Source organism: Nocardioides hankookensis, from assembly GCF_042658885.1.
Lineage (GTDB): Bacteria > Actinomycetota > Actinomycetes > Propionibacteriales > Nocardioidaceae > Nocardioides > Nocardioides hankookensis.
The window spans coordinates 414,977-440,746 of sequence record NZ_JBHSRJ010000002.1 but is presented as its reverse complement, the minus strand read 5'-3'; the positions used below and the strand labels follow the sequence as shown (position 1 = coordinate 440,746).

Sequence of the window (25,770 nt, the reverse complement as noted above, 5' to 3'; positions counted from 1 at the left end):
GTCACAGGCTCCGGTCGAGGACCGCGCTGCGCGCGTCACCGCGGGCCACCGAGCCCGCGGACGTGTACGTCGAGGAGCCCTGGTCGATCCCGAGCAGGGTGTCCTGGGTGGCCCGGAGGCCGGCGACGATGAGGGCCCGGTTGGTCTGCGCGACCCGGGCGATCTCCTCGGTGAGCGAGAGGAACGAGTCCCGGTGCTCGGTGAGGATGCCGGACCACGGCTCGGACGAGGAGGCGATCAGCTCGTTCAGGCTCGCGTTGGGCGCGAGCCCGGCGGCCTGGGCGGCCTCGTCGGCGGCGACGGCGCGCATCACCTCGAGGTCGCGGAGCGCGGCGGACGCCGCGTCGACGTCGTTGGCGGCATGGGCGAGCCAGCGCGTGCGGCCGGTCGACATGACCACTGCTTCCACCTCGAGGCGGTAGAGCAGGGCCTCGAGGAGCTCGCGCTCCCGCCACAGGACCCAGGTCAGCTTCTCCACGTCACTCCCAGGATGTCGATGGTCCAGACCAGCCGCGCGGATCGGCGGCGGTGACAGGGGGTCCATCGGCGGCCTCTGCCGCGGTCCTGAGGAAAAGGGGCAAGAAGTTTTCTGCTGAGCGTGGAAGTTCCGGCTTCAAACCTCGATGTGACCAGGGTCACCGTGTCGTAACGGTAAAAGCTTCAAGATCTCTGCCAGATATGCGGACACACCCGTTCATGAAATGCACAATATGTGTTGTGACCCATGACAACGACGTGCCGCAGGGCTCCGAGGACCTGATCGTCCTCCACATGCCCCTCGTCGGCCACATCGTGCGCGAGACGATGGCTCGGGTGCCGTCCCATGTCGATCGCGACGACCTCAGCTCCGCAGGCCTCGCCGCGCTCGTGCAGGCCGCCCGCTCCTTCGACGCCGAGCGCGGGGTGCCGTTCAACCGGTACGCCAGCACGCGCATCCGCGGCGCCATCCTCGACGAGCTCCGCAGCATCGACTGGGCCTCGCGCTCGGTCCGCCGCCGGGCCCGCGAGCTCGACGCGACCCGCTCGCAGCTCGCGACCGTCCTCGGCCGCTCGGCCACGACGGCCGAGGTCGCCCAGGCGTCCGGGATGAGCACCGACGAGGTCGCCGCCAACGAGGACGACGTGGCCCGCGCCCAGGTCCTCTCGCTGCACGCCTCCGAGGACGACTCGCTCGGCGAGAGCCTCGTCAGCAGCTCCCCGACCCCGGAGGCGATCCTCGAGCACCGCGAGAAGCTCACCTACATGACCGAGGCGATCGCCGAGCTCCCCGAGCGCCTGCGTCACGTCGTCGAGCAGTACTTCCTCGCCGAGCGGCCGATGGCGGAGATCGCCGCCGCCCTCGGCGTGACGGAGTCCCGCGTCTCCCAGCTGCGGGCGGAGGCCCTCGTGCTCCTGCGCGACGCCCTCAACAACGCGCTCGAGCCCGACCTCGTCCCCGAGGCCCCGCGCCCCGGCGGCGCGGCCGCCCGCCGGCGCGAGGCCTACTTCGCGGCGGTCGCGGCCCGGCACGCCGTCGGCCTGCGGGGCTACGCCCGCGACCACGTCCAGGTCAACGCCAGCGCCTGACGCACCCGCCGTACCCGGCACCGGTCACCGCCTGAGGGGGTCGCCGCAGAATCTCGAAAAATTCTGCGCCGATCCCCTCAGGCGTTCCTGGCCCCGGCCGATCTACTCGTCGCAGGAGCCCACGGACGGGCTCCACTGACTCGAATCCAGGAAGGAACCATCATGAGTCTCCGTATCAACCAGAACATCGACGCCCTCAACTCCTACCGCAACCTGTCGGTCACCCAGGGCCAGATGTCCAAGTCGCTCGAGAAGCTGTCCAGCGGCTACCGCATCAACCGGGCCGCGGACGACGCCGCCGGTCTGGCCATCTCCGAGGGCCTGCGTTCGCAGGTCGGCGGTATCAAGGTCGCCACGCGCAACGCCCAGGACGGCGTCAGCGTCGTGCAGACCGCTGAAGGCGCGCTGACGGAGACCCACTCCATCCTGCAGCGCATGCGCGACCTGGCCGTGCAGTCGGGCAACGACTCCAACGACCAGACCTCGCGTGACGCCATCAACTCCGAGTCCAAGGCGCTCACCAAGGAGCTCGACCGGATCGCCCAGAAGACCACGTTCAACAACATCAACCTGCTCGACGGCACGTTCAAGAACAAGGACTTCCAGGTCGGCTACGCCTCGGGCGACACCATCAAGGTCGACGTCGTCTCGACCACGGCGGTCGGCGCCACGACCACGTTCGACACCGGCGCGGGTGCGGTCGCCACCGCGGCCACCGCCACGTTCGCGGTCGGGGGTGTCTCGGTCACCACCGGCGCGCTCACGGCCAGCACCAACACGACCGACATCGCCGACCAGCTCAACAACGACGCGAACTTCGCGTCGACGTTCTCGGCCAACGTCAACGAGGACGGCGACCTGGTCGTCCGCGCCAAGGACAACAGCCTCACCGGCACGATCACGAGCACCGGTGGTCTGGTCAGCGCCTCGAACTCCACCGCCGCGGCCGCCACCAGCGGCACGGGTGGGTTCGACGCGGCGACGCTCCTCGGCGGCACCGTCGACCTGTCGAGCAAGGTCGGCGCGACGGCGGCGATCACCAAGATCGACGGGGCCATCAAGGCGGTCTCGACCTCGCGGGCAAACCTCGGTGCGCTCCAGAACCGCTTCGAGCACACCATCAACAACCTGTCGGTCACCCAGGAGAACCTCTCGGCCTCCGAGAGCCGCATCCGCGACACCGACATGGCCTCGGAGATGATGAGCTTCACCCGCTCGCAGATCCTCTCGCAGGCGGGCACGGCGATGCTGTCCCAGGCCAACCAGGCCCCGCAGGGCGTCCTCTCCCTGCTGCGCTGATCTCGTCGGTGGGTCAGCCGGAGGCTGACCCACCGCCGTACCTCGGTCTCCGGGGGAGCGATCCTCCCCCGGAGACCGTTTCAGTCCGAGTCCCCGTCCGAGCAGGAGCAGCCCCGTGGCCAGCGCAACCAGCAGCATCAGCGGTCTTGCCAGCGGTCTCGACACCGCCAGCATCATCGACCAGCTCATGCAGCTGGAGCAGGTGCCGCAGGACAAGCTCAAGACCTCGCAGGACTCCGAGAACTCGGTCATCTCTGCGCTTCGCGCCCTCAACACGGACACCGCTCTGCTCGCCAGCAAGGCCGCCACGCTGGCCAAGGCGTCGACCTGGCAGACGCTCCAGGGCACGTCGACGGGGACCGGCGTCTCGGTCGCGGTCACCGACAAGGCCAGCGCCGCGTCGTTCTCGCTGACGGTCGACCGGCTCGCCACCACCCACCAGCTGGGCTTCAGCACCGGCGCCGCGCTCACCGACGTCGTCGCCGGCTCGCAGATCAAGATCACCGGCAGCGACGGAGTCCCTCACAGCATCTCGGTCGGGGGCGGCACGCTCCAGGAGATGGTCACCGCCATCAACGGGTCGACCGCCGACACGGGGGTCAAGGCGACCGCTGTCAGGGTCTCCGACGGCAGCTACCGGCTGATCGCCGAGTCGACCAAGACGGGCGCCGCGTCGGCGTTCACGCTCACCAAGGACGACGGCTCCGACCTGCTCGGCGGCGCTGCCGTCCGCGCGGGCACCGATGCACAGATCAACATGGGTCTGGGGATCACGGCGACGTCAGCGAGCAACACGTTCACCGACATTGTCCCGGGCGTCAACATCACCCTCGCCCAGAACACCGCGATCGGCACGACCTCCAGCGTGACCGTCAAGCAGAACGTCTCGACGATCTCGTCGTCGCTCAGCTCGTTCGTCGACCAGATCAACTCGCTCCTGGACAAGATCGACACGCAGACCGCGGTCAAGAGCGGCACCACGGCCGCCGGCGTCCTCGTCGGCGACCCGACCGCCCGGGCCCTCCGGGACCAGCTCCTCAACACGGTCTTCGGCGACAGCACGACGTCGATGGCGACGTACGGGGTCCAGACCGACCGCTACGGCAAGCTGGTCTTCGACGCGACAGCGTTCGAGAAGGCGTACGCCGCCGACCCGGCCGGCACGGCGGCGAAGTTCACCTCCGGCGCGACCCCGGCACAGGACGGCTGGGTCGCCCGCGTCTCCGCGGTCAGCAAGGGTGCCAGCGACGGCCTCGACGGCACCTTCGCCAACGCGATCAACGGTCACACCTCGACCGTCGATCGCCTGCAGAAGAGCATCGAGGACTGGGACACCCGCCTGGAGCTCCGACGCAGCAGCCTCGAGCGGCAGTACACCGCGCTCGAGACCGCCCTCTCCACCCTCCAGAGCCAGAGCACGTGGCTGTCCAGCCAGATCTCCAGCCTGCCGACGTACTCCTGAGCCCAGCACCGCCCCCGCACAACCACCCCTCATCGTGACCACGGAAGGAAAACCGATGACGATCCTCAACCCGCGTGACACCTACCTTGCCGCCTCCGTCTCGACCGCGACGCCCTCGCAGCTGCTCGTCATGCTGTACGAGCGTCTGGTCCTCGACGTCCAGCGGGCCACCGACGCGCTGCGCCGGGGCGAGCCCAGCCAGGCGCACGAGCCGCTGCTGCACGCGCAGGAGATCGTCCTCGAGCTGAACGCCAGCCTCGACGTGAACGCGTGGGAGGGGGCCCCCGGCCTGGCCTCGCTCTACGACTACCTGCACCACGAGCTGGTCAAGGCGAACATGGGCAAGGACCTGAAGGTCGCCGAGTTCTGCCTGCACGTGGTCGAGACCCTCCGCGACACCTGGCGCGAGGCCGCCGGCTCGCTGCTTGCCCAGACGGCCTGAGCAGGACGCGATGAACGACGACCGGCACCACCTGCACTGGGCGACCGCGCTCGACCGCCTCGAGCTGGAGGTCATCCTCGCGGAGCGTCGCCTGCAGGACCCGAGCCGGCCGGCGCCGGAGCCGTGGGACGAGCCCGAGCTCTCGGGGCCCATCCCCCACGACCTGCGGGACCGGGCGCTGGCGCTGCGCGACCGGCAGCACCGGGTGCGCGTCGAGATGACCGCCCTGCTCGGCACGATCGGTCGCCAGCACGACTTCGCGAACAGGGTCGACCGCGCCACCCGGGCCACCGGACGCTCCGTCTACCTCGACGTCACGGCCTGATCGGAAGACACGCCGAGAACTTCGGACCTTTTTCTTCCAGATTTCCTCAAGCAGGGCGAGCACCCGCCGATCAACTCCCCTGAGCAAGGATCGCTCCACCCCGCCGACGGAACGGCAACCCACCTCGCATTCCTCGGAGGCTTGGCGTGTCGTTCCACCTGTCCGATCCCGTCGGCGCGATCCTCGGATCCGCGCTCGACGGCATCGCCCTGCGTCAGCGAGTCATCGCCGACAACATCGCGAACGTCGACACCCCCCACTACCGGGCGAGCAGTGTCGACTTCGAGACCAGCCTGCGCTCCGCGATCGCCTCGGGCTCCCCCGACGGCTCGATCGCGCCGACGCTGACCGCCACCGACACGCCCGTCGGCGCCAACGACAACAACGTCGACCTCCGCAAGGAGACGCTGGCCGCGGTCCAGTCGCAGTTCCAGTACCAGATGATCACGCGCGCCACGAGCGACCGCTTCGATCTCATCCGCACGGTGGCGGCCTCCTGATGGGCGCCTTCGACGCCCTGCGCATCGCGGGCTCCTCGATGGGGATGCACCAGACCTGGCTCGACTCCCTCGCGAACAACATCGCGAACGTCAACACCGTCGTCCCCACCAGCCAGACCGCCTTCCAGACGCAGACGCCGATCGTGCGCGCGCTGGCCGGCGGCGGCGTGGAGGTCGCGGGCCTCGCGCTCAGCGACCCGGCCGGTCGGCTCGTGTCCGACCCGGGCAACCCGATGGCCGACGCCGACGGCTACGTCCGCGCCCCCGAGGACGACCTCGCCACCCAGATGACGCAGCTGGTCATGGCCCAGCGCGGCTTCCAGGCCTCGGTCCAGGTCACCAAGGACGCCCAGGACAACTACCGCAGCGCCCTCGAGATCGGACGCCGCTGACATGAGCGTCTCTGGTATCGAGTCGATCGGCTTCCAGCCGTACGTCGCGCCGACGATGTCGCCGTCCTCCGTCACCTCGACGGCGGGGACGTCGGGCACCAAGGCCGCCGGCGGTGCGTTCGGCGACATGGTGCTCGACGGCCTGGACCGCCTCGAGGCCGTCCAGGACAAGTCGGACAAGCTCGCCGTCCAGGCCGCCACCGGTGACCTGAACGACATCCACGACTACACCGTGGCCGCAACCGAGGCCTCGGTCACTGCCCAGCTGACCGTCGCCGTGCGCAACCGCGCACTCGAGGCGTTCAACGAGATCATGCGGATGCCCATCGGATGAAGCAGAACCTCTCCCGCACGCTCACGCGCCTGCGGACCACCTTCATGTCGCTCACCCTGGGCCAGCGCCTGGTCGCCGTGGTCGGCACCGGCGCGCTGCTGCTCGCGGCGTTCATGGTGTTCCGCTGGGTGTCGACGCCGAACTACGCGCCGCTCTACAGCAACCTGGCGGCCGAGGACGCCTCGTCGGTCGTCGACGAGCTCACCGCCGAGGGTGTGCCGTACGAGCTGGCCGACGGCGGCAGCACGATCATGGTGCCGCGCGACAAGGTCTACTCGACCCGCATCACCCTGTCGGGCCAGGGCCTGCCGGCCAACAGCTCCGACGGCGGCTACTCGATCCTCGACGGCCAGGACATGACGACGTCCGACTTCCAGGAGCAGACCGACTTCAAGCGGGCCATGGAGGGCGAGCTCACCAAGACGATCGAGGCCGTCGACGGCGTGAACACCGCCGTCGTCCACCTCGCGATCCCGGAGAAGAAGGTGTTCTCGGACGAGCAGGACCCGACCACCGCGTCGGTGCTCCTCGACACCTCCGCCGGCACGACGATGGACGCCGAGAAGGTCCAGGCGATCGTCAACCTGGTCGCCTCCAGCATCGACGGCCTCGACCCGGCCAACGTCACCGTCGCCGACTCGTCCGGCAAGGTCCTCTCCACCATGGGCGCGGCCGGCGGCGTCGGCGCGGGCACCCAGTCGCAGGCCGTCACCGACTTCCAGAACCGCAAGACCGCGCAGATCCAGGCGATGCTCGACCGCGTCCTCGGTCCCGGCAACTCGACCGTCCAGGTCTCCGCCGACCTCGACTTCGACCGGGCCATCCAGGAGTCGACGACGTACAGCGCCAACAAGAAGGTGCCGCCGCTCTCCGAGTCGACCAGCAAGGAGAGCTACACCGGCGACGGCACCGCGGGCGGCAGCACCGGCGTCGTCGGGCCGGACGGCCAGATGGACTCCACCGGCACGGTCTCGGGCACCGGCTCGAACGGGTCGAGCTACGTCAAGGAGTCGGCGACCAAGGACAACGCGGTCGAGACCACCAAGGAGCACCGCGAGGCCGCACCGGGCAGCGTCCGTTCGCTGCACATCGGCGTGGTGGTCGACCCGACCGCCAACCCGGGCGTGGACGCGGTCGGCCTCAAGCAGCTGATCTCCGCGACCGTCGGCATCGACCCGTCCCGCGGCGACACGGTCGACGTCTCGTCGATCGCCTTCGACCGCACCGCGGACACCGCTGCCGCCGCCGAGCTCGCCGCTGCCAACAAGGCGAAGGCCGACGCCCAGCGCTGGTCGATGATCCGCAACGGCGGCATCGCCGTCGCCGTGCTCGCCATGCTGCTGCTCGCCTGGCTGCGCGCCCGGCGCGGCAAGAAGGCCCGCGAGGAGCGCACCGAGTACCTCGTCGAGCAGCTCCGCCTCGACGCGGCGAACCGCGCCGCGGCCGCGGCAGCGCTCGAGCCCGCACCGGCCGTCGCCGCCCTGGAGACCGCCGAGCAGGCAGCCAACGACGAGCTCAAGCGTGAGGTCGCTGCCCTCGCCGAGCGGCAGCCCGACGAGATCGCCACGCTGCTCCGCGGCTGGCTGGTGGAGCGGTCCTGATGACGACGAACCTCGCCTCGCTCGGCGTCCGCAAGGCCGCCATCATCCTGATCCAGCTCGGCCGCGACAAGGCCGGAGAGGTGCTCAGCCACCTGTCCGACGGGGAGGTCGAGGCCATCTCCGCCGAGATCGCCCGGCTCGACGTGGTCGATGCCTCCGAGAGCGGCGCCGTGCTGTCCGAGTTCTCCGAGATGGCGACGGCCCAGGCCAACATCGCCCACGGCGGACTGGCCTTCGCCCGCACCATGCTCGAGCAGTCGCTCGGCTCCGAGCGCGCCAACGAGATCATGGAGCGCCTGCAGGCGGCCGCGGTGAAGATGCCGTTCCAGTTCCTGCACCGCGCCGACCCGAGCCAGGTCCGCACGTTCATCGCGGAGGAGCACCCGCAGGTCATCGCCCTCGTGCTGGCGCACATGACCCCGGACAAGGCGTCGATGGTCATCGCCGGGCTCCCCCCGAACCTCCAGGCCGAGATCGCCCACCGGATCGCCGTGATGGACCGGACCACCCCCGAGATCATCCGCGCCGTCGAGGCCAACCTGGAGCGCAAGCTCTCCTCGGTCCTCCAGCCCTCGGAGCTCTCGCAGGTCGGCGGCGTCGACCCCCTGGTCAACATCATCAACCGCTCCGACCGCGTCACCGAGCGCGCCATCGTCGAGGGTCTCGAGAACCTCGACGCCGAGCTCGCCGACGAGGTCCGCAGCCGGATGTTCATGTTCGAGGACATCGTCCACCTCGACGACCGCTCGGTGCAGCTGGTGCTGCGCCAGGTCAACGAGGCCGAGCTCGCCCTCGCGCTCAAGGGCGTCAGCGAGTCGGTGCGCTCCAAGATCACCTCCAACCTCTCCTCCCGGGCCGCCGAGACCCTCATCGAGGAGGTCGAGCTGCTGGGCGCCGTCCGCCTGACCCAGGTCGAGGAGGCGCAGCAGGGCGTGATCCGCAAGATCCGCCAGCTCGAGGAGCAGGGCCAGATCATGGTCCACCGCAGCGGCAGCGAGGAGGAGCTCGTTGTCTGAGGCGCTCTCCTACCCCGACCTCCGCCACGGCCACTGGACCCGTCTCGGCGACGAGCGCGTCCTCGGCGACAGCGCGACCGAGGCCGTCCTCGGCCGGCTCGCCGAGCGCACCCGCAGCGCCGCCCAGGCGCAGGGGTACGCCGTCGGCTGGTCCGAGGGCCAGCGGGCCGCGCTCCGCCGCGGTGCCGAGGAGGCGGCCGCGGTCGCCGCCGAGGCCGACCGTCGCGAGCAGGCCCGGGCCCGCGAGCACGCGGCCGCCGTCGCCGGCCTGCACGCCGCCGCGGCCGCCGTCGCGGCGTCCGCGCAGGATGTCGCGACCCGGATCGCCGACCAGGCCACCGACCTCGCGTTCGAGGTCATCCGCACGCTGCTCGGTCACGAGCTCTCCGCCACCTCCGACCCCGGCCCCGGGGTCGTCGGCCGGGTGCTCGCCGTGCTGCCGAAGGACCCGTCCACGACCGTGCGCGTGCACCCGGCGACCGCCACCTCGCTCGCCGTCGCCGACCTCGACGCGGTCGGCGTCGAGGTCGTCGCCGACCCCACCCTCGACCTGCACGACGCGGTCGTCGAGACCAGCACCACCGCCGTCGACCTGCGCCTCGCCCAGGCGATCGACCGGCTGCGGGACGCGCTGTCATGACCGCCCTCACGCTCGCGCACGCGACCGCGGCCCGCGCCGCCGTCGTGCCCCAGCGCCTCGGCCGGGTGTCCGGCCTGCTCGGCCTGCGGGTCACCGTGTCCGGCGTCTCCGCCGCGCTCGGCGACCTGCTCGAGGTCCGTGGCGCCGCCGGCCCGGTGCCGGTCGAGGTCGTCGCGAGCGAGTACGGCGTGCTCACCTGCCTGCCCCTCGCCGAGACCACCGGGCTGCGGGTCGGCGACCACGTCGAGGCCAGCGGCCTCGGCCTGCGGATCGCGGTCGGCGAGGAGCTGCGCGGTCGCGTGCTCGACGGCCTCGGCCGCCCGATCGACGGCGGGCCGTCGCTCGGCCACCTCGACCAGGTCGTCGTCAACAACGAGACCCCCAACGCCCTGCTGCGCCCGCGCATCGACCAGCAGCTGAGCCTCGGCGTACGCGCCATGGACTCGCTGACGGCGTGCGGACGCGGTCAGCGCCTCGGCATCATGGCGGGCTCCGGCGTCGGCAAGTCCAGCCTGCTCTCGATGATCGCCCGCGGCACCGACGCCGAGATCTCCGTCATCGCGCTGATCGGCGAGCGTGGCCGCGAGGTCCGGGAGTTCCTCGAGAACGACCTCGGCCCCGAGGGCCTGGCCCGCTCGATCGTCGTGGTCGCGACCTCCGACGAGCCGCCGGTGGTGCGGCTGCGCGCGGCGTTCGTCGCGACCCGGATCGCCGAGTGGTTCCGCGACGCCGGTCGCGACGTCGTCCTGATGATGGACAGCCTCACCCGCGTCGCCCTCGCCCAGCGCGAGATCGGCCTGTCCGCCGGCGAGCCCCCGGCCACCCGCGGCTTCCCGCCCAGCGTGTTCGCGATGCTGCCGCAGCTCCTCGAGCGCGCCGGCACGTCGCCGTCCGGCAGCATCACCGGGCTCTACACCGTCCTCGTCGAGGGCGACGACATGCAGGACCCGATCGGTGACGCCGCCCGGTCGATCCTGGACGGCCACATCGTGCTGACCCGTGAGCTCGCCACCTCGGGCCACTTCCCCAGCATCGACGTGCTCGAGTCGATCTCGCGCGTCTCCGCGATCGTCTCGCCGACCGGCAAGCAGGACGCGCAGCGGCTGCGCCGGCTGCTCGCCGCGCACCGCAACGTCAAGGAGCTCGTCGAGATCGGCGCCTACGCGCCGGGCAGCGACCCCGACGCCGACCTGGCGCTGGCCCTGATGCCCGCGATCGAGGCCTTCCTGCGCCAGGACATGGACGACGCCACCCCCGCTGCCGAGACCTGGGCCGCCCTCCACCAGCTGGTGACGACGTGAGCCGGCAGCAGGGGAACCTCGGCGGGCTGGTCCGGCTGCGCAGCGTCCGTGAGCGGGACAGCCGCATCGGCCTCGCCGCGGCCCTCCAGGAGGAGCGCGAGGCGGCCGCCAAGGTCGCCGACCTCGAGCAGCTGCTGGCGAACCTGCCCATGCCGGCCACCTTCGACCTCACCGCCTTCCACGGCCGCCAGCACACCGTGGAGCTGATCCGCACCGCGCTGGCCGACGGCCGCGCGACCCTCGAGACGTCGCGCGACGTGACCGCCGCCGCCCGGGACCGGTGGCTCGCCGACCGCAGCCGGCTGGCCGCCGTCGAGTCGCTCGTCGAGCGCCGGGCCGCCGCCGTACGCGCCGAGCGTGCCCGCAAGGAGACCCGCGAGCTCGACGAGGTCGCCCAGGAGATGTGGCGCCGGCGCGCCGACGTCGTCGCGGTCGGGGGTGCCCGATGAGCGTCTCCGACGTGACGAGCCGGATCTCCCAGATCCAGGCTCAGCTCGCGCTGCTGAAGCCGGCGAGCAGCACCAGCTCCACGGCGTTCTCGAGCGCCCTGACCGACGCCGCAGCGACGACGACCACCGCCGCCGCGACCGCCACGGGTACGGCGAAGGGCGACGCCGTCGTCGCCGACGCCCGCAAGTACATCGGCGTGCCGTACGTGTGGGGCGGCACCGACCCGGAGAAGGGGCTCGACTGCTCGGGCCTCGTGCAGAAGGTCTACTCCGACCTCGGCTACGACCTGCCCCGCGTCTCCTACCAGCAGGCCGAGGCCGGACGCCCCGTCGACTCGCTCGCCGACGCGCAGCCCGGCGACATCCTCGCCTTCGGCTCCCCGGTGCACCACGTCGCCATCTACGTCGGCGAGAACCAGATGATCGAGGCCCCGCGCCCCGGCCTGGACGTGCGGCTCGGCCCGATCTACGAGACCCCCACCGCGATCCGACGCGTCGTCCCCGACGCCGGCACGTCGGCGGTGGGCTCGGCTGCCTCGGTCGGCGGCGTGACCACCGGCCGCGTCGCCGCGGGCACGCCGTACGCCTCCCTCTTCGAGAGCGCCGCGGCGAAGTACGGCGTCGGCGCCGACCTCCTCTCGGCCGTCGCGAAGCAGGAGTCCGGCTACAACCCACGGGTCACCAGCCCGGCCGGCGCGCAGGGCCTGATGCAGCTGATGCCCGGCACCGCCCAGGGCCTCGGCGTCACCAACGCCTACGACCCGGCCCAGGCCGTCGACGGCGCCGCGCGCCTGCTCAGCAGCCTGCTCGACCGCTTCGGCAGCACCCCGCTCGCGCTCGCGGCGTACAACGCCGGCCCGGGTGCGGTGCTCCGGTACGACGGCATCCCGCCGTACGCCGAGACCCAGAACTACGTCCGCTCCGTCATGTCGACGCTGGAGGCAGCATGAACCCCACGACACTCCTGACCGGCCTCGGCGCCGCGATCGCCGCCGACCCCGCACTGGGTGGTGCGAGCAGCCAGGGCCGCGAGTCGAACCCCGGCAGCGGCGACCTCTTCCTCGCCCTGGTGAGCGGCCTGCTCACCGGCGACGTCACGGCCGCGACGACCACCGGCGTCGCGACCTCGCCCGGCGGCGAGGTGCCGGCCGACGCGACCCCGGCCGACGTGACCCCGGCCGAGGCGGAGGCCACCCCGGCCACCGACGTGCCCGTGCTCGCCACCGTTCCCGCCGACCTGGCCGGCCTGCCCCTCGTGCCGACCGCCCCGGTCGCCCCCGCGACCACCGACGACACGGCGACGGCACCGGTCGACGACGAGACCGACGACCCGACGGACGGCACGGCACTCGCGATGCTGCCGACCGCCATCGTGGTGGCGCCCCTCATCGCACCGGTCGTCGCGGCCGCCACCGCTGCGACGGGCGAGGCCGCGCCGACCGTTTCCGCCGTCGACGCCACCAGCGCCCCGACCGCTGCCCCGGTCCCCACCGTCGCCGCCGATGCGGGTGCCGCCGCCCGGTCCGGCACCGGCGACCGGACCCCCGACGACGAGCCGAAGGACGGCGCTCCGACCGCGGGCGCCGACACCCCGGCCACCGCACCCGCCCCGGCCACCGCACCCGCCCCGGCCGAGGCGACCGCGCAGCCGGTTGCCGGACCGTCCACGTCGCGGACCGAGGTCCGCACCGACACCGCGCAGGCCCAGGCTCAGACCCAGGCACCGACCCAGGCACCGGCGGTGGCCGCGGTCTCCGCCGTCGCACCGACCGCCGCCGCTGCCCCGGTGGCCACGACGACCACGTCCGCGGACCTCCCCCGGGTCGCCGACCAGGTCTTCCCCGAGGTGCTCCGCGCCACCGCGAACGCCGAGACCGGCACCAGCCGGGTGGTCGTCAAGCTGAACCCGGAGTCGCTCGGCGAGGTCCGGGTCGTGCTGACCCACCGCGCCGGCGGTCTCGAGGTCAGCCTCGCGGCCGGCACCGACGCCCAGCGCGCGCTCACCGAAGGGGCGCCCGAGCTGCGGCGCCTGCTCGAGTCCGTCGGCCGGACCGACTCGCGGATCCTGATCCGCGACCTCCCGACCGGCACCACCCCCACCGCGCCCGTCGTACCCGCCACCTCGGCGGCGACGCGCACCGATGTCTCGACCGACCTGGCCGGAGGGGCCTGGTCGGGAGCCGGACGCCCTGGTGGCGAGCCGGCACCGGACCGGGAGAGCTCCCGGTCCCACCCTGGAAGCAGCACTGCCACGGACGGCATCCCCAGCGCGACTCCCTCGTCGCGACCGAGCACGACGACACGTCGCGGCCAGTCCGGCCTCGACCTGAGCATGTGAGGAGCAGCGATGTCCGTCCCGGCTACTGAGGCCGTCACGAGCACGGGTCTCTACCAGCCCGCCACGACGACGACCGGGAACAGCTCCGACAAGGAGATGTTTCTCAACCTGATGGTGGCGCAGCTGCGCTACCAGGACCCGATGAACCCGACCGACTCGGGCCAGATGATGGCCCAGAACGCCCAGTTCACGGCGCTCGAGAAGATGCAGGACGTCGCCGACCAGACGGCCGCCCTGCTCTCGGCGCAGGTCTCGTTCGGGGCGGCCGGCATGGTCGGCAAGAACGTCTCCTACGTGAACCAGGACGGGTCCACCGCGTCCGGCCTCGTCGGCTCGGTGACGTACGACGCGAGCGGTCCGATGCTCGTCGTCGACGGCACCAGCGTCTCCCTCGGTCAGGTCCAGTCCATCTCGGCGACCGCCAGCCCGGCCCCGGCTCCGGCCGCGGCCAGCTGACCACCACCACTCGAATCCAGGAGATCCACCATGCTTCGTTCACTCTTCGCCGGCATCAGCGGCCTGCGCGTCAACCAGGTCATGCTCGACGTCACGGGCAACAACATCGCCAACGCCAACACCGTCGGCTTCAAGTCCAGCTCGACCGTCTTCTCCGACACCCTGTCGCAGATGCTCACCTCCGGCTCCGGCCCGAACGCCGGTGCCGCGCGCGGCGGCAGCAACCCGATCCAGGTCGGTCTCGGCGTCCAGCTGGCGGCGACCAACACGAACTTCAACCAGGGCTCGAACCAGACCACGGGTCGCTCGACCGACCTGATGCTCCAGGGCGACGGCATGTTCGTCGTCCAGAAGGGCAACGACACCGTCTACACCCGGGCCGGCGCCTTCTCGTGGGACGAGGACAAGAACCTGGTCGCCCCGGGCGGCGGCCTGGTGCAGGGCTTCGAGTACGACTCGACCGGCACCATCACGACGACCGTCGGCAAGATCACCCTGCCCCAGGACGACGGCCTCACGCCGGCGCACGCCCTGAAGTCGTACGAGATCGGCGCCGACGGCAAGCTGACCGCGACCTTCGACGACGACTCGTCGCGGGTCATCGCCCAGGTCGCGATCGCTGACTTCCAGAACCCGATGGGTCTCGAGAAGGTCGGCGGCACCAGCTTCCGCGCCGCCGCCAACTCCGGTGCCGCCGTGCTCGGCGTGGCCGGCGAGGGCAGCCGCGGCGAGCTCGTCGCCGGCTCGGTCGAGATGTCGAACGTCGACCTGGCCGCCGAGTTCACCAACCTGATCCTGGCCCAGCGTGGCTTCCAGGCGAGCTCGCGCGTCATCACCACGTCCGACCAGGTCCTCGAGGAGCTCGTCAACATCAAGCGCTGATCACGCCGATCGTCGCGGGCGCCACCACCGGCGCCCGCGATGGCGGGCACGTCGCTCAAGTCGGCGCCGTCGCGAGCGGGGTTTCGCGCCGATCTGGCAAGGCGGAGGTGCGAAGGCGGGACGAAGTCCCGTCGAGTCCCCGACAACGCGGCCAGATCGGATGCGAAAGCTCGCGCAGCAGGCGCTCCGACTTGAGTGCCGTGCCCGTTGATCTCGTCACACACCTCAGGTCGCACCGCTCACCGCCGATGGACACCTCGAGTCGCCACGGAAGGCGCTCTCGGCAAGGCCCAAGGACGGTGCACATGATCACGCTCACGCGACTCTCGGGGACGAAGTTCGCCCTCAACTGCGACCTGATCGAGCGCGTCGACGCCACTCCCGACACCGTGGTCACGCTCGTCGACGGCAAGAAGTACGTCGTGCTCGAGTCCCTCGACGACGTCCTCACGTCGGTACGCCGCCACCGCGGCGAGGTGCTCGCGATGAGCACGGCGATCGACCTCGACATGTGGGCGCGCCAGAACGCGCGGCCCACCCACCTCGGCACGGTGTCCGAGCATCCGACGGCCCGCCTCGGGCTGACCCCGGTCGACTCGGCCGACGAAGCGGAGGGCTGATGGATCCGGCAACCTTGATCGGCGTCATCGGGGCGCTGGTCTTCATCGTCGTCGCCAACGTCATGGAGGGCGGCAACCCCGCCAGCCTGATCGCGATCCCCGCGATGCTGCTCGTCCTGGGCGGCACGATCATGATCTCGATGGCCGGCGGCACGCTCGCCGACACGAAGCTGGCCGTCCGCGGCCTGGTCAAGGCCTTCACGGGCGGCGCGGGCAGCGCCGGGGCCCTGGTCCCGACCCTGGTCTCCCTCGCCGAGAAGGCCCGCCGCGAGGGCCTGCTCGCCCTCGAGGACGCGCTCGGCGACGTCGACGAGCCGTTCCTCTCGCGCGGCCTCACGCTGGCCATCGACGGCACCGACCCGGAGGAGGTCCGCGACATCCTCGAGGCCGAGGTCGTCGCGGTGAAGGCCGAGGCCAAGCAGGCGGCCAAGTTCTTCAACTCCGCGGGTGCCTACGCCCCGACCATCGGCATCATCGGCACCGTCATGGGCCTCGTGCACGTGCTCGAGAACCTGGCGGAGCCCGAGAAGCTCGGACACCTGATCGCCGGCGCCTTCATCGCCACCCTGTGGGGCGTCATGTCGGCCAACGTCTTCTTCCTCCCGGTCGGCACCCGGATCGCGCGGCTCGGCGAGCTCGAGACCGCCCGCATGGAGCTGATCATCGAGGGCATCGCCGCGCTCCAGGCGGGCTCGAACCCACGCGTCGTCGCACAGCGCCTCCAGTCGCTCCTGCCCGCGGACCAACGCGAACCCGAGGCGGCCTGACATGAGCGCGCCCAAGGGTCGTCGCAAGAAGCACGAGGAGCACGAGGAGCACGAGAACCACGAGCGCTGGCTGGTCACCTATGCCGACATGCTCACGCTCCTGATGGTGCTCTTCATCGTCATGTTCGCGATGAGCTCGGTGGACCAGAAGAAGTACAACGCGCTGAAGAACGGCCTCGCCGAGGGCTTCGGTGCGGACAGCTCCTTCATGAAGGGGTCCGACTCGATCCTCGAGGGCCACCTCGAGGAGGCGTCCAACCCCGAGCTCGAGGGCACCCAGATCTTCCAGCAGCTCTCGCCGGCGGGTCAGGCCATGGTCACGGAGGCGCTCAACGAGGAGCGACGCAAGAGCAAGGAGGCGTCGTACGACGCTGCCGCCACGGAGGCGAGCCGCCTGAAGGAGGCCGAGCAGAAGCTGAAGGCGGCGCTCAAGAAGCGTGGCCTGGCCGACGACGTCTCGACCACGATCGACGAGCGTGGGCTGGTGGTCAGCCTCGTGTCGCGGCACGTGGTCTTCCAGCCGAACGTCGCGCAGCTGAGCCCGCGCGGCCAGGAGGTCGTGGACACGCTGGCGCCGGTCCTCCACGACCTGGGCAACGACCTGCGCATCGACGGCCACACCAACCAGGCGGCCGGTCCCCCGAAGTACTACGCGACCGACTGGGACCTCTCCGCCGCCCGCGCGCTCTCCGTGCTGCGCCGCCTCAACGAGGTGTCCGGCATCCCGGGCGCCCGCCTGTCGCTGGCGGCGTTCGGCCACGAGAAGCCGCTCATCAACCCGCTGCTGCCGGGCTCGCAGGACATCAACAAGCGGGTGGACATCGTGGTCCTCCCGAACGTCGGGCAGGACGCGCAGCAGCTCCTGAAGGAGGCGGCGCGGGCCAAGGAGGGCTCGAGCACCACCGAGAGCGACGACACGGCCGACGACACCAGCACCGACGACACCAGCACGGACGACACCAGCACCAGCCACGGGACCGACGCCGCGAGCGCCGGCCACGACTCCGAGGGGGGACACGAATGAGCGCGACCGCCGAGAAGGCACCCGAGAAGACCGCCGACGACGAGAATAAGAAGGGCGGGAAGAAGAAGCTGATCATGATCGTGGTGGCGCTGCTGGTCGTCGGTGGCGCGGTCTACTGGTTCTTCCTCAAGCCGGCCGGTCCGACGCCCCCGCCGGAGCCGGGCGAGATCGTGACGATGGACGCGACCCAGATCAACCTGGCCGACACCCACTACCTGCGGCTGGGCCTGGCGCTCCAGCTGACCACGACCGCGCACGAGGTCGACGGCAGCAAGGCGCTCGACGCGGCGATCGAGCTCTTCAGCGGCAAGAAGCTCGAGCAGATCGAGGGCCACAAGCGGGTCGTCCTCAAGGAGAAGCTCGTCAAGGAGCTCGAGCACCTCTACCACGGGGACGTCATGGACGTGTACTTCACCGAGTTCGTGACCCAGTGAGAGGACCCGCATGACGGGGTGATCCAACTCACTTCGACACATTTCCTCAGGTAGGGGCGAACGGGGCCGATCCGTCTGTTCGTGCCGCCCTCCGACAGCTCCGACGCACACCCCGGCGCCCTCGTGGCCGACCGGGGCGGTCGGCCTGCCCCGGAACCGGTCCTCTACGACTTCCGGCGACCCATCCAGCTCTCCCGCGAGCACTCGCGGATGATCCAGGTGGCGCTCGACGGCTTCTGCCGCCAGGCGACGACGGTGCTGACGTCGTCCCTGCGCACCGTCTGCGCGGTCACGCTCACGGGGATCGAGCAGAGCAGCTACGCGGAGTACGTCGACTCGCTCGAGGCGACGACGTACCTCACGATCTTCTCGGCGGAGCCCCTGCTCAGCAAGTGCGTGCTCGAGATCCCGGTCGTCGCCGTGATGACCGCCGTCGACCACATGCTCGGCGGCCCCGGCCGCGCCGACCAGCCCGAGCGCGCGCTGACCGAGATCGAGACCGGTGTCTCGCGCGGTCTGATCGAGCGCCTGCTCCACGAGCTGCGCTACTCCCTCGCCTCGATCGTGGCCTTCGAGCCGGTCGTCACCGGGGTCGAGTACAGCCCCCAGTTCGCCCAGGTCGCCGGCGCCTCCGACGTCATGGTCGCCATGCACCTCGAGCTCAAGATCAACGAGCGGGCGTTCCCGATGTCCATGTGCATGCCCTTCTCCGGGCTGCTCCCGCACCTGCTGCGCGCGGCCGCCCCGGCGCCGGTCTCGGACCGGGAGCGCGCCCAGCGCGCGCGTGCCGCGGCCGAGCTCAAGGACCAGTTCCAGACCGTGCCGGTCGACGTCGCCGTCCGGCTCCGGCCCACGACGCTCAGCCCGGGCGACCTCGCCGCGCTCCAGCCGGGCGACGCCATCCGTCTCAACCACCCTGCGTCCGCCCCGCTCGAGGTGGTCGTGGACGGCATCAACTTCGCGCACGCCACTGCCGGGACCAGCGGTTTCCGGCTCGCCGCCCTGATCGTGGGCACCCCCAAGGAGACCCCGTGAGCAACCAGAACGTCACCGAGCTCGCCCTCGCCGCCGCCGGCGCCGGCGCGGCGGTGCTGCCCTCCGCCGAGCCGCTGACCGTCGGCACGGTCGCCCCGGGCGACCCCCAGGTCGCCGGGCCGTTCGCCGGCGCGGTCATCGCCGACCTCGAGGCGGCCGTCCCCGGCCGGATCGCGGTGCTCGTCGGCCAGGAGCTCGTGGACGCGCTGGCCAGCAGCCCGCTCGGCGGTCTCGACCTCGCCGCTGCCCTCCAGCCCACCCTGGACGCCGTCGCCGCCGCGCTGCACGGCCGGGTCGGCGCCGCCCGCGAGGTCGTGCTCCCGCTCGTCGCCCGCGACGTCGCGTCGCCGTTCACGGTCGCGTTCCTGCACACCACCGCCAACTCGGGCTCGGTCGCGGCCGCGGTGCTGATGCCCGACAACGTGCTCTCCGGCGCCCACAACTCCGAGCTGTCCGCGGCGACCGGGCCGGTGCCCGGCGCCGCCGAGATCGTCGAGGCCGCGACCGCACCCGTGCCCGGCAACGTGCTCAGCTCGGTCGGCCACCTCGACCAGCACCGCCCGAGCCCCGGCATCGAGCTGCTGCACGGCGTCGACATGGAGGTGACGGTCGAGATCGGCCGCACCCGGATGACCGTCCGCGACCTGCTCGACCTCACCCCCGGCGCCGTCCTGGAGCTGGACCGCGCCGCCGGCAGCCCCGCCGACCTCCTGGTCAACGGCCGCCTGATCGCCCGCGGCGAGGTCGTCGTGATCGACGAGGACTTCGGCCTGCGCATCACCGAGATCGCCGTCGACGCGGCAGCGAGCTGACCTGACGACATGCTCGAGCTCGCTATCCGGCTGGTCTTCTCGCTGGCCGTCGTCCTGGGCCTGCTGGCCCTGCTGACCAAGGTCGGCGGTCGCCGGTTCCGTGGTCGCAAGGACGCCATGGTCCAGGTGCTGCACCGCCAGCACCTCAGCCGCGGCACCGCCGTGTCCGTGATCACCGTCGGCTCGCGCGTGCTGGTCCTCGGCACCACCGAGCACCAGGTGAGCGTGCTCGCCGAGCTCGACCCCGACGAGGTCGCCGAGCACCTGCCCGAGATCGACGGCGTCGTCGAGGGCTCCGTCGAGGGCGACGTGCTGACCCTCGTGCAACCGGCCGACGAGGCGATCGCGCTGCCCGCCGTACGCCCGGCCGGCAGCCACCGCGCTGCCGCCCCGGCCGCCCGCCGCGCGGCGCCGGCCAAGGGCGGTCGCCGCGCCGCCTCCCGGGCGCCCGAGGGGGCCCTGACCGGCTCGGTCCTCAGCGTCGACACCTGGCGCCAGGCGCTCGCCGCGGCCACCGGGAAGGCCTCATGACCGCCGCCCTCCGGCGCCTCGCGACGCTCGCCGGCGCGCTGGTCGTCACCGTGGTGATCCCAGCGATCGTGCTGCCGCTCGCGGCCAACGCCGACCCGGCGTCGCCCGCCGGACCCGCCGGCCCGTCCGGCCCGTCCGGCGACGGGAGCTCGAACGTCACGATCGGCCTCGACGGCCTGACCGACAGCCCGAGCACCTCGGTGACGGTGCTGATCGGCCTCACGCTCGTCTCGCTGCTCCCCGCGATCCTGCTCAGCTGCACGGCGTTCACCAAGATCTTCGTGGTCCTCGGTCTGACCCGCAACGCGCTCGGCCTCCAGCAGACCCCGCCCAACCAGGTGCTCGCCGGCCTCGCGCTCTTCCTCAGCCTCTTCGTGATGGGCCCGGTGCTCAGCGAGATCAACGACGCGGCGCTCCAGCCCTACCTGAACGGCGACCTGACCGCCGGGGCTGCGATGCAGACCGGCATGGAGCCGCTGCGCACGTTCATGCTCGACAACACCGACGACGACGAGCTGGAGCTGCTCACGAACGTCGCGGACCGGGACCTGCCCGCCAACCGGGACGAGGTCTCCACGACGACGCTGATCCCGGCGTTCGTCCTCACGGAGCTGAAGCAGGCCTTCATCATCGGCTTCATCATCTTCATCCCGTTCCTGGTCATCGACCTGGTGGTGAGCGGGGCGTTGATGGCGCTCGGCATGATGATGATGCCGCCGGTGATGGTGTCGTTGCCGTTCAAGCTCCTGCTCTTCGTGATGGTCGACGGCTGGGCCCTCGTCATCAAGTCCCTCGTCTCGAGCTACGGGTAGGCGCCGCCATGAGTGACACCGCGATCATCCACATCGCCCTCCAGACCATGCTGGTGGCCCTCAAGCTCTCGGCGCCGATCCTGCTGACCTCGCTGGTGATCGGCTTCGCCGTCTCGCTCTTCCAGTCGCTGACCCAGATCCAGGAGGTCACGCTCGCGTTCGTGCCCAAGCTGCTCGGCGTCGGCGTCGCGCTGCTGATCTGCGGCAACTGGATGATGCACACCCTGGTGGCCTTCACCAACGACCTGTTCGACGCGATCCCCGGCCTGCTGGGCTGAGATGACCCTCAGCGTCTCGGGCGAGCCGCTCGTCGCCTACCTCCTCGCGTCCGTGCGGATCATCGCGTGGCTCGCCGTCGTACCTCCGTTCTCGGGTCGCACCGTGCCGTCGATGGTCAAGCTCGTGATCGCGCTGGGGCTGTCCTTCGCGGTGGTCCCGGACGGCGACAGCATCCCGCTCGACACCGTCGGGCTGCTGCTGAACGTCGCGACGCAGGTGCTGGTCGGCGTGGCGATGGGCTTCGTGACCTACCTGCTGCTCGCGGCGGTCGCCACCGCCGGCAGCCTGATCGACGTCTTCGGCGGCTTCTCCCTCGCCCAGGGCTTCGACCCGCTGTCGATGAACTCCAACACCGTCTTCGGCAAGTTCCACCAGATGCTCGCCACCGTCCTGCTCTTCGTCAGCGGCGGCCACCTGATGGTGATCGGCGGCCTGCTCAAGACGTTCGAGTTCCTGCCGCTCGGCACCTCGCCCGACTGGGGCAGCTTCCCCGACGTCCTGATGACGGCGTTCGGCCTGTTCTTCACCACCGCCGTCCAGATCGCGCTGCCGCTGATCGCGGTGCTCTTCCTCGCCGACCTCGGCCTCGCCCTGCTCACCAAGGTCGCCCCGCAGATGCAGGCGATGACGGTGATGTTCCCGGTCAAGATCGGGCTGACCCTGCTGCTGGTCGGGCTCTCCTTCCCCGTGCTGCCGCACGCCGTCGACAAGATGGTGGACCTCTCCACGCAGGCGATGTCCACGCTCTCCGGGGCGGGGTGATCGAAGGGTGTCGGAGGAGAAGTCCGAGAAGGCGACAGCCAAGAAGCACAAGCAGAACCGCAAGGAGGGCAAGGTCCCCCGCACCCAGGAGCTCGGTGCGTGGTCGGCCCTCGCCATCTTCGCGATGGCGCTGCCGAAGCTGATGGGCCACGAGGTCGCCGAGCTCCAGGGCCTGATGACCACCAGCCTGAGCATGGGCGGCCAGGCCGACGTCGCCAGCGCGCTCACCATCCTCGGCCAGGGGCTGTGGCACGTCCTGGTCACGCTCGTCTTCCTCGGCAGCGGCGTACTCCTGGTCGGCGTCGCCGGCGCGCTCTCCCAGGGCGGCTTCTACATCGCCTCCAGCTCGGTGAAGCCGAAGCTCTCGAAGCTGAACCCGATCCAGGGCTTCAAGCGGATGTTCGGGGCGCGGGCCTTCTGGGAGGCCGCCAAGATGCTGCTGCGCAGCGCGGTCGTCGTGGCCCTCGTGTGGATGACGGTCAAGTCGGCCATGCCGATGGTCGGCGGCCTGGTGCCGATGCAGGTGGTCCTCGACCACACGGCCGCGAGCGCCCTCGGGATGGTTCGCAACGTCGCGGTCGTCGGCATCGTCCTCGCGGCCGCGGACTACGTCGTGCAGCGCCGGATGGTCGGCAAGCAGGCCCGGATGACCAAGGAAGAGGTCAAGCAGGAGCACAAGCAGTCCGAGGGCGACCCGATGCTCAAGGGCGCGATCCGGTCGCGCCAGCTCGCGGCCTCCCGCAACCGGATGATGCAGGACATCCCGTCGGCGGACGTCGTGCTGGTCAACCCGACGCACGTCGCCGTCGCCCTGCGCTACGACCCCGAGAAGGGCGCGCCGCGCGTCGTCGCCCGCGGTGCCGGCGTCATCGCCACCGCGATCCGTGAGAAGGCGACCGAGGCGCGGGTCCCGCTGGTCCGCGACATCCCGCTCGCCCGGGCGCTCTACACCTCCACGACCGTCGGCCAGGAGATCCCGACCGAGCTCTTCGCCGCTGTCGCCCAGGTGCTCGCGTTCGTCATCAGCCGGCGTACCCACGGCCAGCGGGGCGGCTCGCACCGCAGCCCGCGCGTGGAGACCGAGGTCCCGACCGTCAGCCCGCCCGGACGTCGGCGCCGAGAACTCTCAGGTCCGGCGCTCGCCAGCCGATAGGACCCCCGGACCCCAGGACGGAGTCACGCAGCGGTGCCACGGACGGCGCGCCCGCACCCTGTGCTCGACCCGTCTATCTCTCCTGGAGGACCCACCGTGAAGCGGATGAACCAGCTCGGGGTTCCCGTCGGCATCGTGATGATCATCGTGATGCTGGTGGTCCCGCTGCCGGCCGCGGTCCTCGACCTGCTCATCGCCCTCAACATCACCGGCGCGCTGCTGGTGCTGATGACGGCGATGTTCGTCCACAAGCCGCTGGACTTCGCCGCGTTCCCCGCCGTGCTGCTCGTGATGACGCTCTTCCGGCTCGCCCTGAACGTGAGCGCGACCCGGTTGGTGCTGCTCAACGGGTTCGCCGGCAAGGTGATCGACACGTTCGGCCACTTCGTCGTCGGCGGCTCCCTGATCGTCGGACTGATCGTCTTCGCGATCCTCCTCGTCATCCAGTTCGTCGTCATCACCAACGGTGCCGGCCGGGTCGCCGAGGTCGGCGCCCGCTTCACCCTCGACGCGATGCCCGGCAAGCAGATGGCGATCGACGCCGACCTCAACTCCGGCCTGATCGACGAGGACGAGGCGCGTCGGCGCCGCGCGGAGGTCCACGCGGAGGCCGACTTCTACGGCTCGATGGACGGTGCGTCGAAGTTCGTCAAGGGCGACGCGATCGCCGCCATCATCATCACGCTCGTCAACCTCATCGGCGGCTTCGCCATCGGCGTGGGTCAGATGGGGATGCCGTTCAGCGAGGCGGTCACGACGTACAGCCTGCTGTCCGTCGGTGACGGCCTCGTCTCGCAGATCCCGGCGCTGCTGCTCTCCGTCGCCACCGGCCTCATCGTGACCCGCTCGGTCAACAACGAGGACATGGGCTCGGACATCCTGCGCCAGCTGATGCGCAACCAGATGCCGCTGCGCGTCGCCGGCTTCGGCGCGCTCGGGCTCTGCCTGATCCCCGGCCTGCCCAAGCTCCCCTTCATCGTCGCGGGCGGCCTGATGCTGGTCGCCTCCTCGCGCGCCGGCGCCGCCGCCAAGGAGGAGGACGTCCAGGCGCAGCAGGCCCAGTCGGCGCTGCCCGCCGCGGCCGACACCCCGGAGCTGCTGGCCGCCGAGATCCAGGTCGACCCGCTCGGCCTCGAGCTCTCCGCCGACCTCATCGACCTGGTCGACCCCAGCAACGGCGGCGACCTGCTCGACCGGGTGAAGGCGCTGCGCCGCAAGATCGCGACCGACCTCGGCATCGTCGCCCCACCGGTCCGCACCCGCGACAACCTCCAGCTGCCCAGCCAGACCTACGCGATCATGCTCTTCGGCATCGAGGTCGCCCGGGGCGAGGCGCCGCCCGGCACCGTGCTCGCGATCGGCGACTACCTCGGCTCGCTGCCGGGCCAGCCGACCCAGGAGCCGGTCTTCGGGCTCGAGGCCAAGTGGATCCCCGCCGAGCTGCGCAGCCAGGCCGAGCTCAGCGGCGCGACCGTCGTCGACCGCGCCTCGGTCATCACCACGCACCTCGCCGAGGTCGTCACCGCCCACGCCGCGCGCCTGCTCGGCCGCGAGGACGTGCGGATGCTCACCGACGTCGTCAAGCGCACCCACCCGGTCGTGGTCGAGGAGCTCACCCCGGCGCAGCTCAGCCTCGGCGAGATCCAGCGGGTGCTCCAGGAGCTGCTCGACGAGAGCGTGTCGATCCGCGACCTGGTCCGGATCTTCGAGGCGCTGTCGCTGCGGGCGACCCGCACCAAGGAGCTCGACCCGCTCGTCGACGCCGCCCGTCAGGCTCTCGGCCCGGCCATCGCGGCGCCGTACCTCGTCGACAAGACGCTGCACGTCCTGACCATCGAGCCGCAGCTCGAGCAGCAGATCCTCGAGTCCCTGCGTCCCGGCGAGCACGGTCAGGCGATCGCGCTCGACCCGTCGACGAGCCAGGGCCTGATGGGCAGCCTCGCGCAGCTCACCCAGGACGTGGAGAACCGCAACATCCGACCGGTGCTCGTGTGCGCCCCGCAGCTGCGGGCGCCGCTGCGCCGGCTGGTGCACCCGATCGTGCCGCGGCTCTCGGTGCTCTCCTACCAGGAGCTCACCGGTGCCGACCAGATCCGCTCCGAGGGCGTCGTCGTCGCCGACGCACGCCTCGCCGTGGGCGCCTGACCACCGTCCGTCCCACCAGGTTCTCCATCAGGGAGGTAGCAATGAGTCCGTTCTCGTGGCCCGTGCTGATCGGCACGCTCCTCGTCAGCTCGCCGGCGCTCTACGCCGCCCAGGTGAGCGGCACCCTCTCCCCCGACGTCGCGCTGGTGCGGCTGCTCATCTGCATGGCGGGTGTGTGGCTGGTCTGCGCCGTCGTCGCGAGCCTCGTCGAGGGCGCCGTGAGCTCCAACAAGATGGCGGCCGCCGCCGAGGAGGCCGAGCTCGCGGCCCTCACCGGCGAGACCGCCGAGCTGCCCGTCGTACCCGACGACGACCTGACCTCCGACGCTGCCTGAGAGCCAGTCGGCAGGAGAGCGGGTCCGGCAACGCAGCGACCCGCAGGCGTCGAGCCCT

At 71.2% G+C, this 25,770-nt stretch carries 31 protein-coding genes; 30 read left to right on the top strand and 1 reads right to left on the bottom strand.

All coding sequences use genetic code 11. The annotated features are described in order from the left end of the window. Position 1 precedes the first annotated feature (1 nt). Positions 2-478, bottom strand: coding sequence for a flagellar protein FlgN (locus ACFPYL_RS05070; protein WP_379151121.1), 477 nt, complete (start codon positions 476-478; stop codon positions 2-4). A gap of 239 nt (positions 479-717) precedes the next feature. On the opposite strand from ACFPYL_RS05070, the gene ACFPYL_RS05065 reads away from it, so the two are divergent. From ACFPYL_RS05065 to ACFPYL_RS04920, 30 genes are all read left to right on the top strand, one after another. Further along, positions 718-1,566 (top strand): sigma-70 family RNA polymerase sigma factor, encoded by an 849-nt coding sequence (locus ACFPYL_RS05065; RefSeq protein ID WP_379151118.1) that lies wholly within the window; start codon positions 718-720, stop codon positions 1,564-1,566. Positions 1,567-1,728: 162 nt separating this feature from the next. After that, positions 1,729-2,865: a flagellin N-terminal helical domain-containing protein gene (locus ACFPYL_RS05060; protein WP_379151115.1), complete on the top strand. Its 1,137-nt coding sequence runs from the start codon at positions 1,729-1,731 to the stop codon at positions 2,863-2,865. Positions 2,866-2,980: 115 nt separating this feature from the next. After that, positions 2,981-4,327 (top strand): flagellar filament capping protein FliD, encoded by a 1,347-nt coding sequence (gene fliD / locus ACFPYL_RS05055; RefSeq protein WP_379151112.1) that lies wholly within the window; start codon positions 2,981-2,983, stop codon positions 4,325-4,327. A gap of 55 nt (positions 4,328-4,382) precedes the next feature. Further along, complete coding sequence (gene fliS, locus ACFPYL_RS05050; protein ID WP_379151110.1) at positions 4,383-4,769, top strand: flagellar export chaperone FliS; 387 nt, start codon at positions 4,383-4,385, stop codon at positions 4,767-4,769. Positions 4,770-4,779: 10 nt separating this feature from the next. Further along, positions 4,780-5,094, top strand: a complete 315-nt coding sequence (locus ACFPYL_RS05045) for a hypothetical protein (protein ID WP_379151106.1) — start codon at positions 4,780-4,782, stop codon at positions 5,092-5,094. 146 nt (positions 5,095-5,240) lie between these two features. Further along, positions 5,241-5,594 (top strand): flagellar basal body rod protein FlgB, encoded by a 354-nt coding sequence (locus ACFPYL_RS05040; protein WP_379151103.1) that lies wholly within the window; start codon positions 5,241-5,243, stop codon positions 5,592-5,594. Beyond that, positions 5,594-5,986, top strand: a complete 393-nt coding sequence (locus ACFPYL_RS05035) for a flagellar basal body rod protein FlgC (protein ID WP_379151100.1) — start codon at positions 5,594-5,596, stop codon at positions 5,984-5,986. The genes ACFPYL_RS05040 and ACFPYL_RS05035 overlap by 1 nt, the downstream gene beginning before the upstream one ends. Position 5,987: 1 nt before the next feature. Continuing rightward, positions 5,988-6,320 carry a flagellar hook-basal body complex protein FliE gene (gene fliE, locus ACFPYL_RS05030; protein WP_379151097.1) on the top strand — a complete coding sequence of 111 codons (333 nt, stop codon included), beginning with the start codon at positions 5,988-5,990 and terminating at the stop codon, positions 6,318-6,320. Next, positions 6,317-7,921, top strand: a complete 1,605-nt coding sequence (gene fliF / locus ACFPYL_RS05025; protein ID WP_379151094.1) for a flagellar basal-body MS-ring/collar protein FliF — start codon at positions 6,317-6,319, stop codon at positions 7,919-7,921. The genes fliE and fliF overlap by 4 nt, the downstream gene beginning before the upstream one ends. Beyond that, positions 7,921-8,937: a flagellar motor switch protein FliG gene (gene fliG, locus ACFPYL_RS05020; RefSeq protein ID WP_379151091.1), complete on the top strand. Its 1,017-nt coding sequence runs from the start codon at positions 7,921-7,923 to the stop codon at positions 8,935-8,937. The genes fliF and fliG overlap by 1 nt, the downstream gene beginning before the upstream one ends. Next, positions 8,930-9,577 carry a FliH/SctL family protein gene (locus tag ACFPYL_RS05015; protein ID WP_379151088.1) on the top strand — a complete coding sequence of 216 codons (648 nt, stop codon included), beginning with the start codon at positions 8,930-8,932 and terminating at the stop codon, positions 9,575-9,577. The genes fliG and ACFPYL_RS05015 overlap by 8 nt, the downstream gene beginning before the upstream one ends. Next, a complete protein-coding gene (locus ACFPYL_RS05010; RefSeq protein ID WP_379151086.1) occupies positions 9,574-10,878 on the top strand; it encodes a FliI/YscN family ATPase in 1,305 nt (434 codons plus the stop codon). The genes ACFPYL_RS05015 and ACFPYL_RS05010 overlap by 4 nt, the downstream gene beginning before the upstream one ends. Then, positions 10,875-11,327, top strand: coding sequence for a flagellar FliJ family protein (locus tag ACFPYL_RS05005; RefSeq protein WP_379151083.1), 453 nt, complete (start codon positions 10,875-10,877; stop codon positions 11,325-11,327). The genes ACFPYL_RS05010 and ACFPYL_RS05005 overlap by 4 nt, the downstream gene beginning before the upstream one ends. Continuing rightward, positions 11,324-12,277, top strand: coding sequence for a transglycosylase SLT domain-containing protein (locus ACFPYL_RS05000; protein WP_379151080.1), 954 nt, complete (start codon positions 11,324-11,326; stop codon positions 12,275-12,277). Before ACFPYL_RS05005 ends, ACFPYL_RS05000 begins: the two co-directional genes overlap by 4 nt. Beyond that, positions 12,274-13,665 (top strand): flagellar hook-length control protein FliK, encoded by a 1,392-nt coding sequence (locus tag ACFPYL_RS04995; protein WP_379151078.1) that lies wholly within the window; start codon positions 12,274-12,276, stop codon positions 13,663-13,665. Before ACFPYL_RS05000 ends, ACFPYL_RS04995 begins: the two co-directional genes overlap by 4 nt. A gap of 9 nt (positions 13,666-13,674) precedes the next feature. Then, positions 13,675-14,121: a flagellar hook assembly protein FlgD gene (locus ACFPYL_RS04990; RefSeq protein ID WP_379151075.1), complete on the top strand. Its 447-nt coding sequence runs from the start codon at positions 13,675-13,677 to the stop codon at positions 14,119-14,121. Between the two features lie 30 nt (positions 14,122-14,151). Beyond that, complete coding sequence (locus ACFPYL_RS04985; protein WP_379151073.1) at positions 14,152-15,003, top strand: flagellar hook-basal body complex protein; 852 nt, start codon at positions 14,152-14,154, stop codon at positions 15,001-15,003. A gap of 305 nt (positions 15,004-15,308) precedes the next feature. Beyond that, positions 15,309-15,623 carry a flagellar FlbD family protein gene (locus tag ACFPYL_RS04980; protein ID WP_379151070.1) on the top strand — a complete coding sequence of 105 codons (315 nt, stop codon included), beginning with the start codon at positions 15,309-15,311 and terminating at the stop codon, positions 15,621-15,623. After that, positions 15,623-16,390, top strand: coding sequence for a motility protein A (locus tag ACFPYL_RS04975; protein WP_379151067.1), 768 nt, complete (start codon positions 15,623-15,625; stop codon positions 16,388-16,390). The genes ACFPYL_RS04980 and ACFPYL_RS04975 overlap by 1 nt, the downstream gene beginning before the upstream one ends. 1 nt (position 16,391) lies before the next feature. Continuing rightward, complete coding sequence (locus tag ACFPYL_RS04970; protein WP_379151064.1) at positions 16,392-17,414, top strand: flagellar motor protein MotB; 1,023 nt, start codon at positions 16,392-16,394, stop codon at positions 17,412-17,414. Beyond that, entirely contained in the window at positions 17,411-17,848 is a 438-nt protein-coding gene (locus ACFPYL_RS04965; protein ID WP_379151061.1) for a flagellar basal body-associated FliL family protein, read from the top strand. Before ACFPYL_RS04970 ends, ACFPYL_RS04965 begins: the two co-directional genes overlap by 4 nt. An 81-nt stretch (positions 17,849-17,929) precedes the next feature. Further along, complete coding sequence (locus ACFPYL_RS04960; RefSeq protein ID WP_379151058.1) at positions 17,930-18,883, top strand: flagellar motor switch protein FliM; 954 nt, start codon at positions 17,930-17,932, stop codon at positions 18,881-18,883. After that, a complete protein-coding gene (gene fliN, locus ACFPYL_RS04955) occupies positions 18,880-19,695 on the top strand; it encodes a flagellar motor switch protein FliN (RefSeq protein ID WP_379151055.1) in 816 nt (271 codons plus the stop codon). The genes ACFPYL_RS04960 and fliN overlap by 4 nt, the downstream gene beginning before the upstream one ends. A 9-nt stretch (positions 19,696-19,704) precedes the next feature. Then, positions 19,705-20,226: a flagellar biosynthetic protein FliO gene (locus ACFPYL_RS04950; protein WP_379151052.1), complete on the top strand. Its 522-nt coding sequence runs from the start codon at positions 19,705-19,707 to the stop codon at positions 20,224-20,226. Next, positions 20,223-21,038: a flagellar type III secretion system pore protein FliP gene (fliP, locus tag ACFPYL_RS04945; protein ID WP_379151049.1), complete on the top strand. Its 816-nt coding sequence runs from the start codon at positions 20,223-20,225 to the stop codon at positions 21,036-21,038. Before ACFPYL_RS04950 ends, fliP begins: the two co-directional genes overlap by 4 nt. An 8-nt stretch (positions 21,039-21,046) precedes the next feature. Further along, positions 21,047-21,316 carry a flagellar biosynthetic protein FliQ gene (locus tag ACFPYL_RS04940; RefSeq protein ID WP_379151046.1) on the top strand — a complete coding sequence of 90 codons (270 nt, stop codon included), beginning with the start codon at positions 21,047-21,049 and terminating at the stop codon, positions 21,314-21,316. Position 21,317: 1 nt separating this feature from the next. Further along, the gene (locus ACFPYL_RS04935) at positions 21,318-22,079 is read left to right on the top strand and encodes a flagellar biosynthetic protein FliR (RefSeq protein ID WP_379151043.1); all 762 of its coding nucleotides are present in this window, start codon (positions 21,318-21,320) and stop codon (positions 22,077-22,079) included. A gap of 7 nt (positions 22,080-22,086) precedes the next feature. Beyond that, a complete protein-coding gene (locus tag ACFPYL_RS04930) occupies positions 22,087-23,232 on the top strand; it encodes an EscU/YscU/HrcU family type III secretion system export apparatus switch protein (RefSeq protein WP_379151040.1) in 1,146 nt (381 codons plus the stop codon). A 105-nt stretch (positions 23,233-23,337) separates the two neighbouring features. Beyond that, positions 23,338-25,377 carry a flagellar biosynthesis protein FlhA gene (gene flhA, locus ACFPYL_RS04925; protein WP_379151038.1) on the top strand — a complete coding sequence of 680 codons (2,040 nt, stop codon included), beginning with the start codon at positions 23,338-23,340 and terminating at the stop codon, positions 25,375-25,377. A 41-nt stretch (positions 25,378-25,418) separates the two neighbouring features. Next, entirely contained in the window at positions 25,419-25,712 is a 294-nt protein-coding gene (locus tag ACFPYL_RS04920; protein WP_379151035.1) for a hypothetical protein, read from the top strand. Positions 25,713-25,770: the final 58 nt, after the last annotated feature.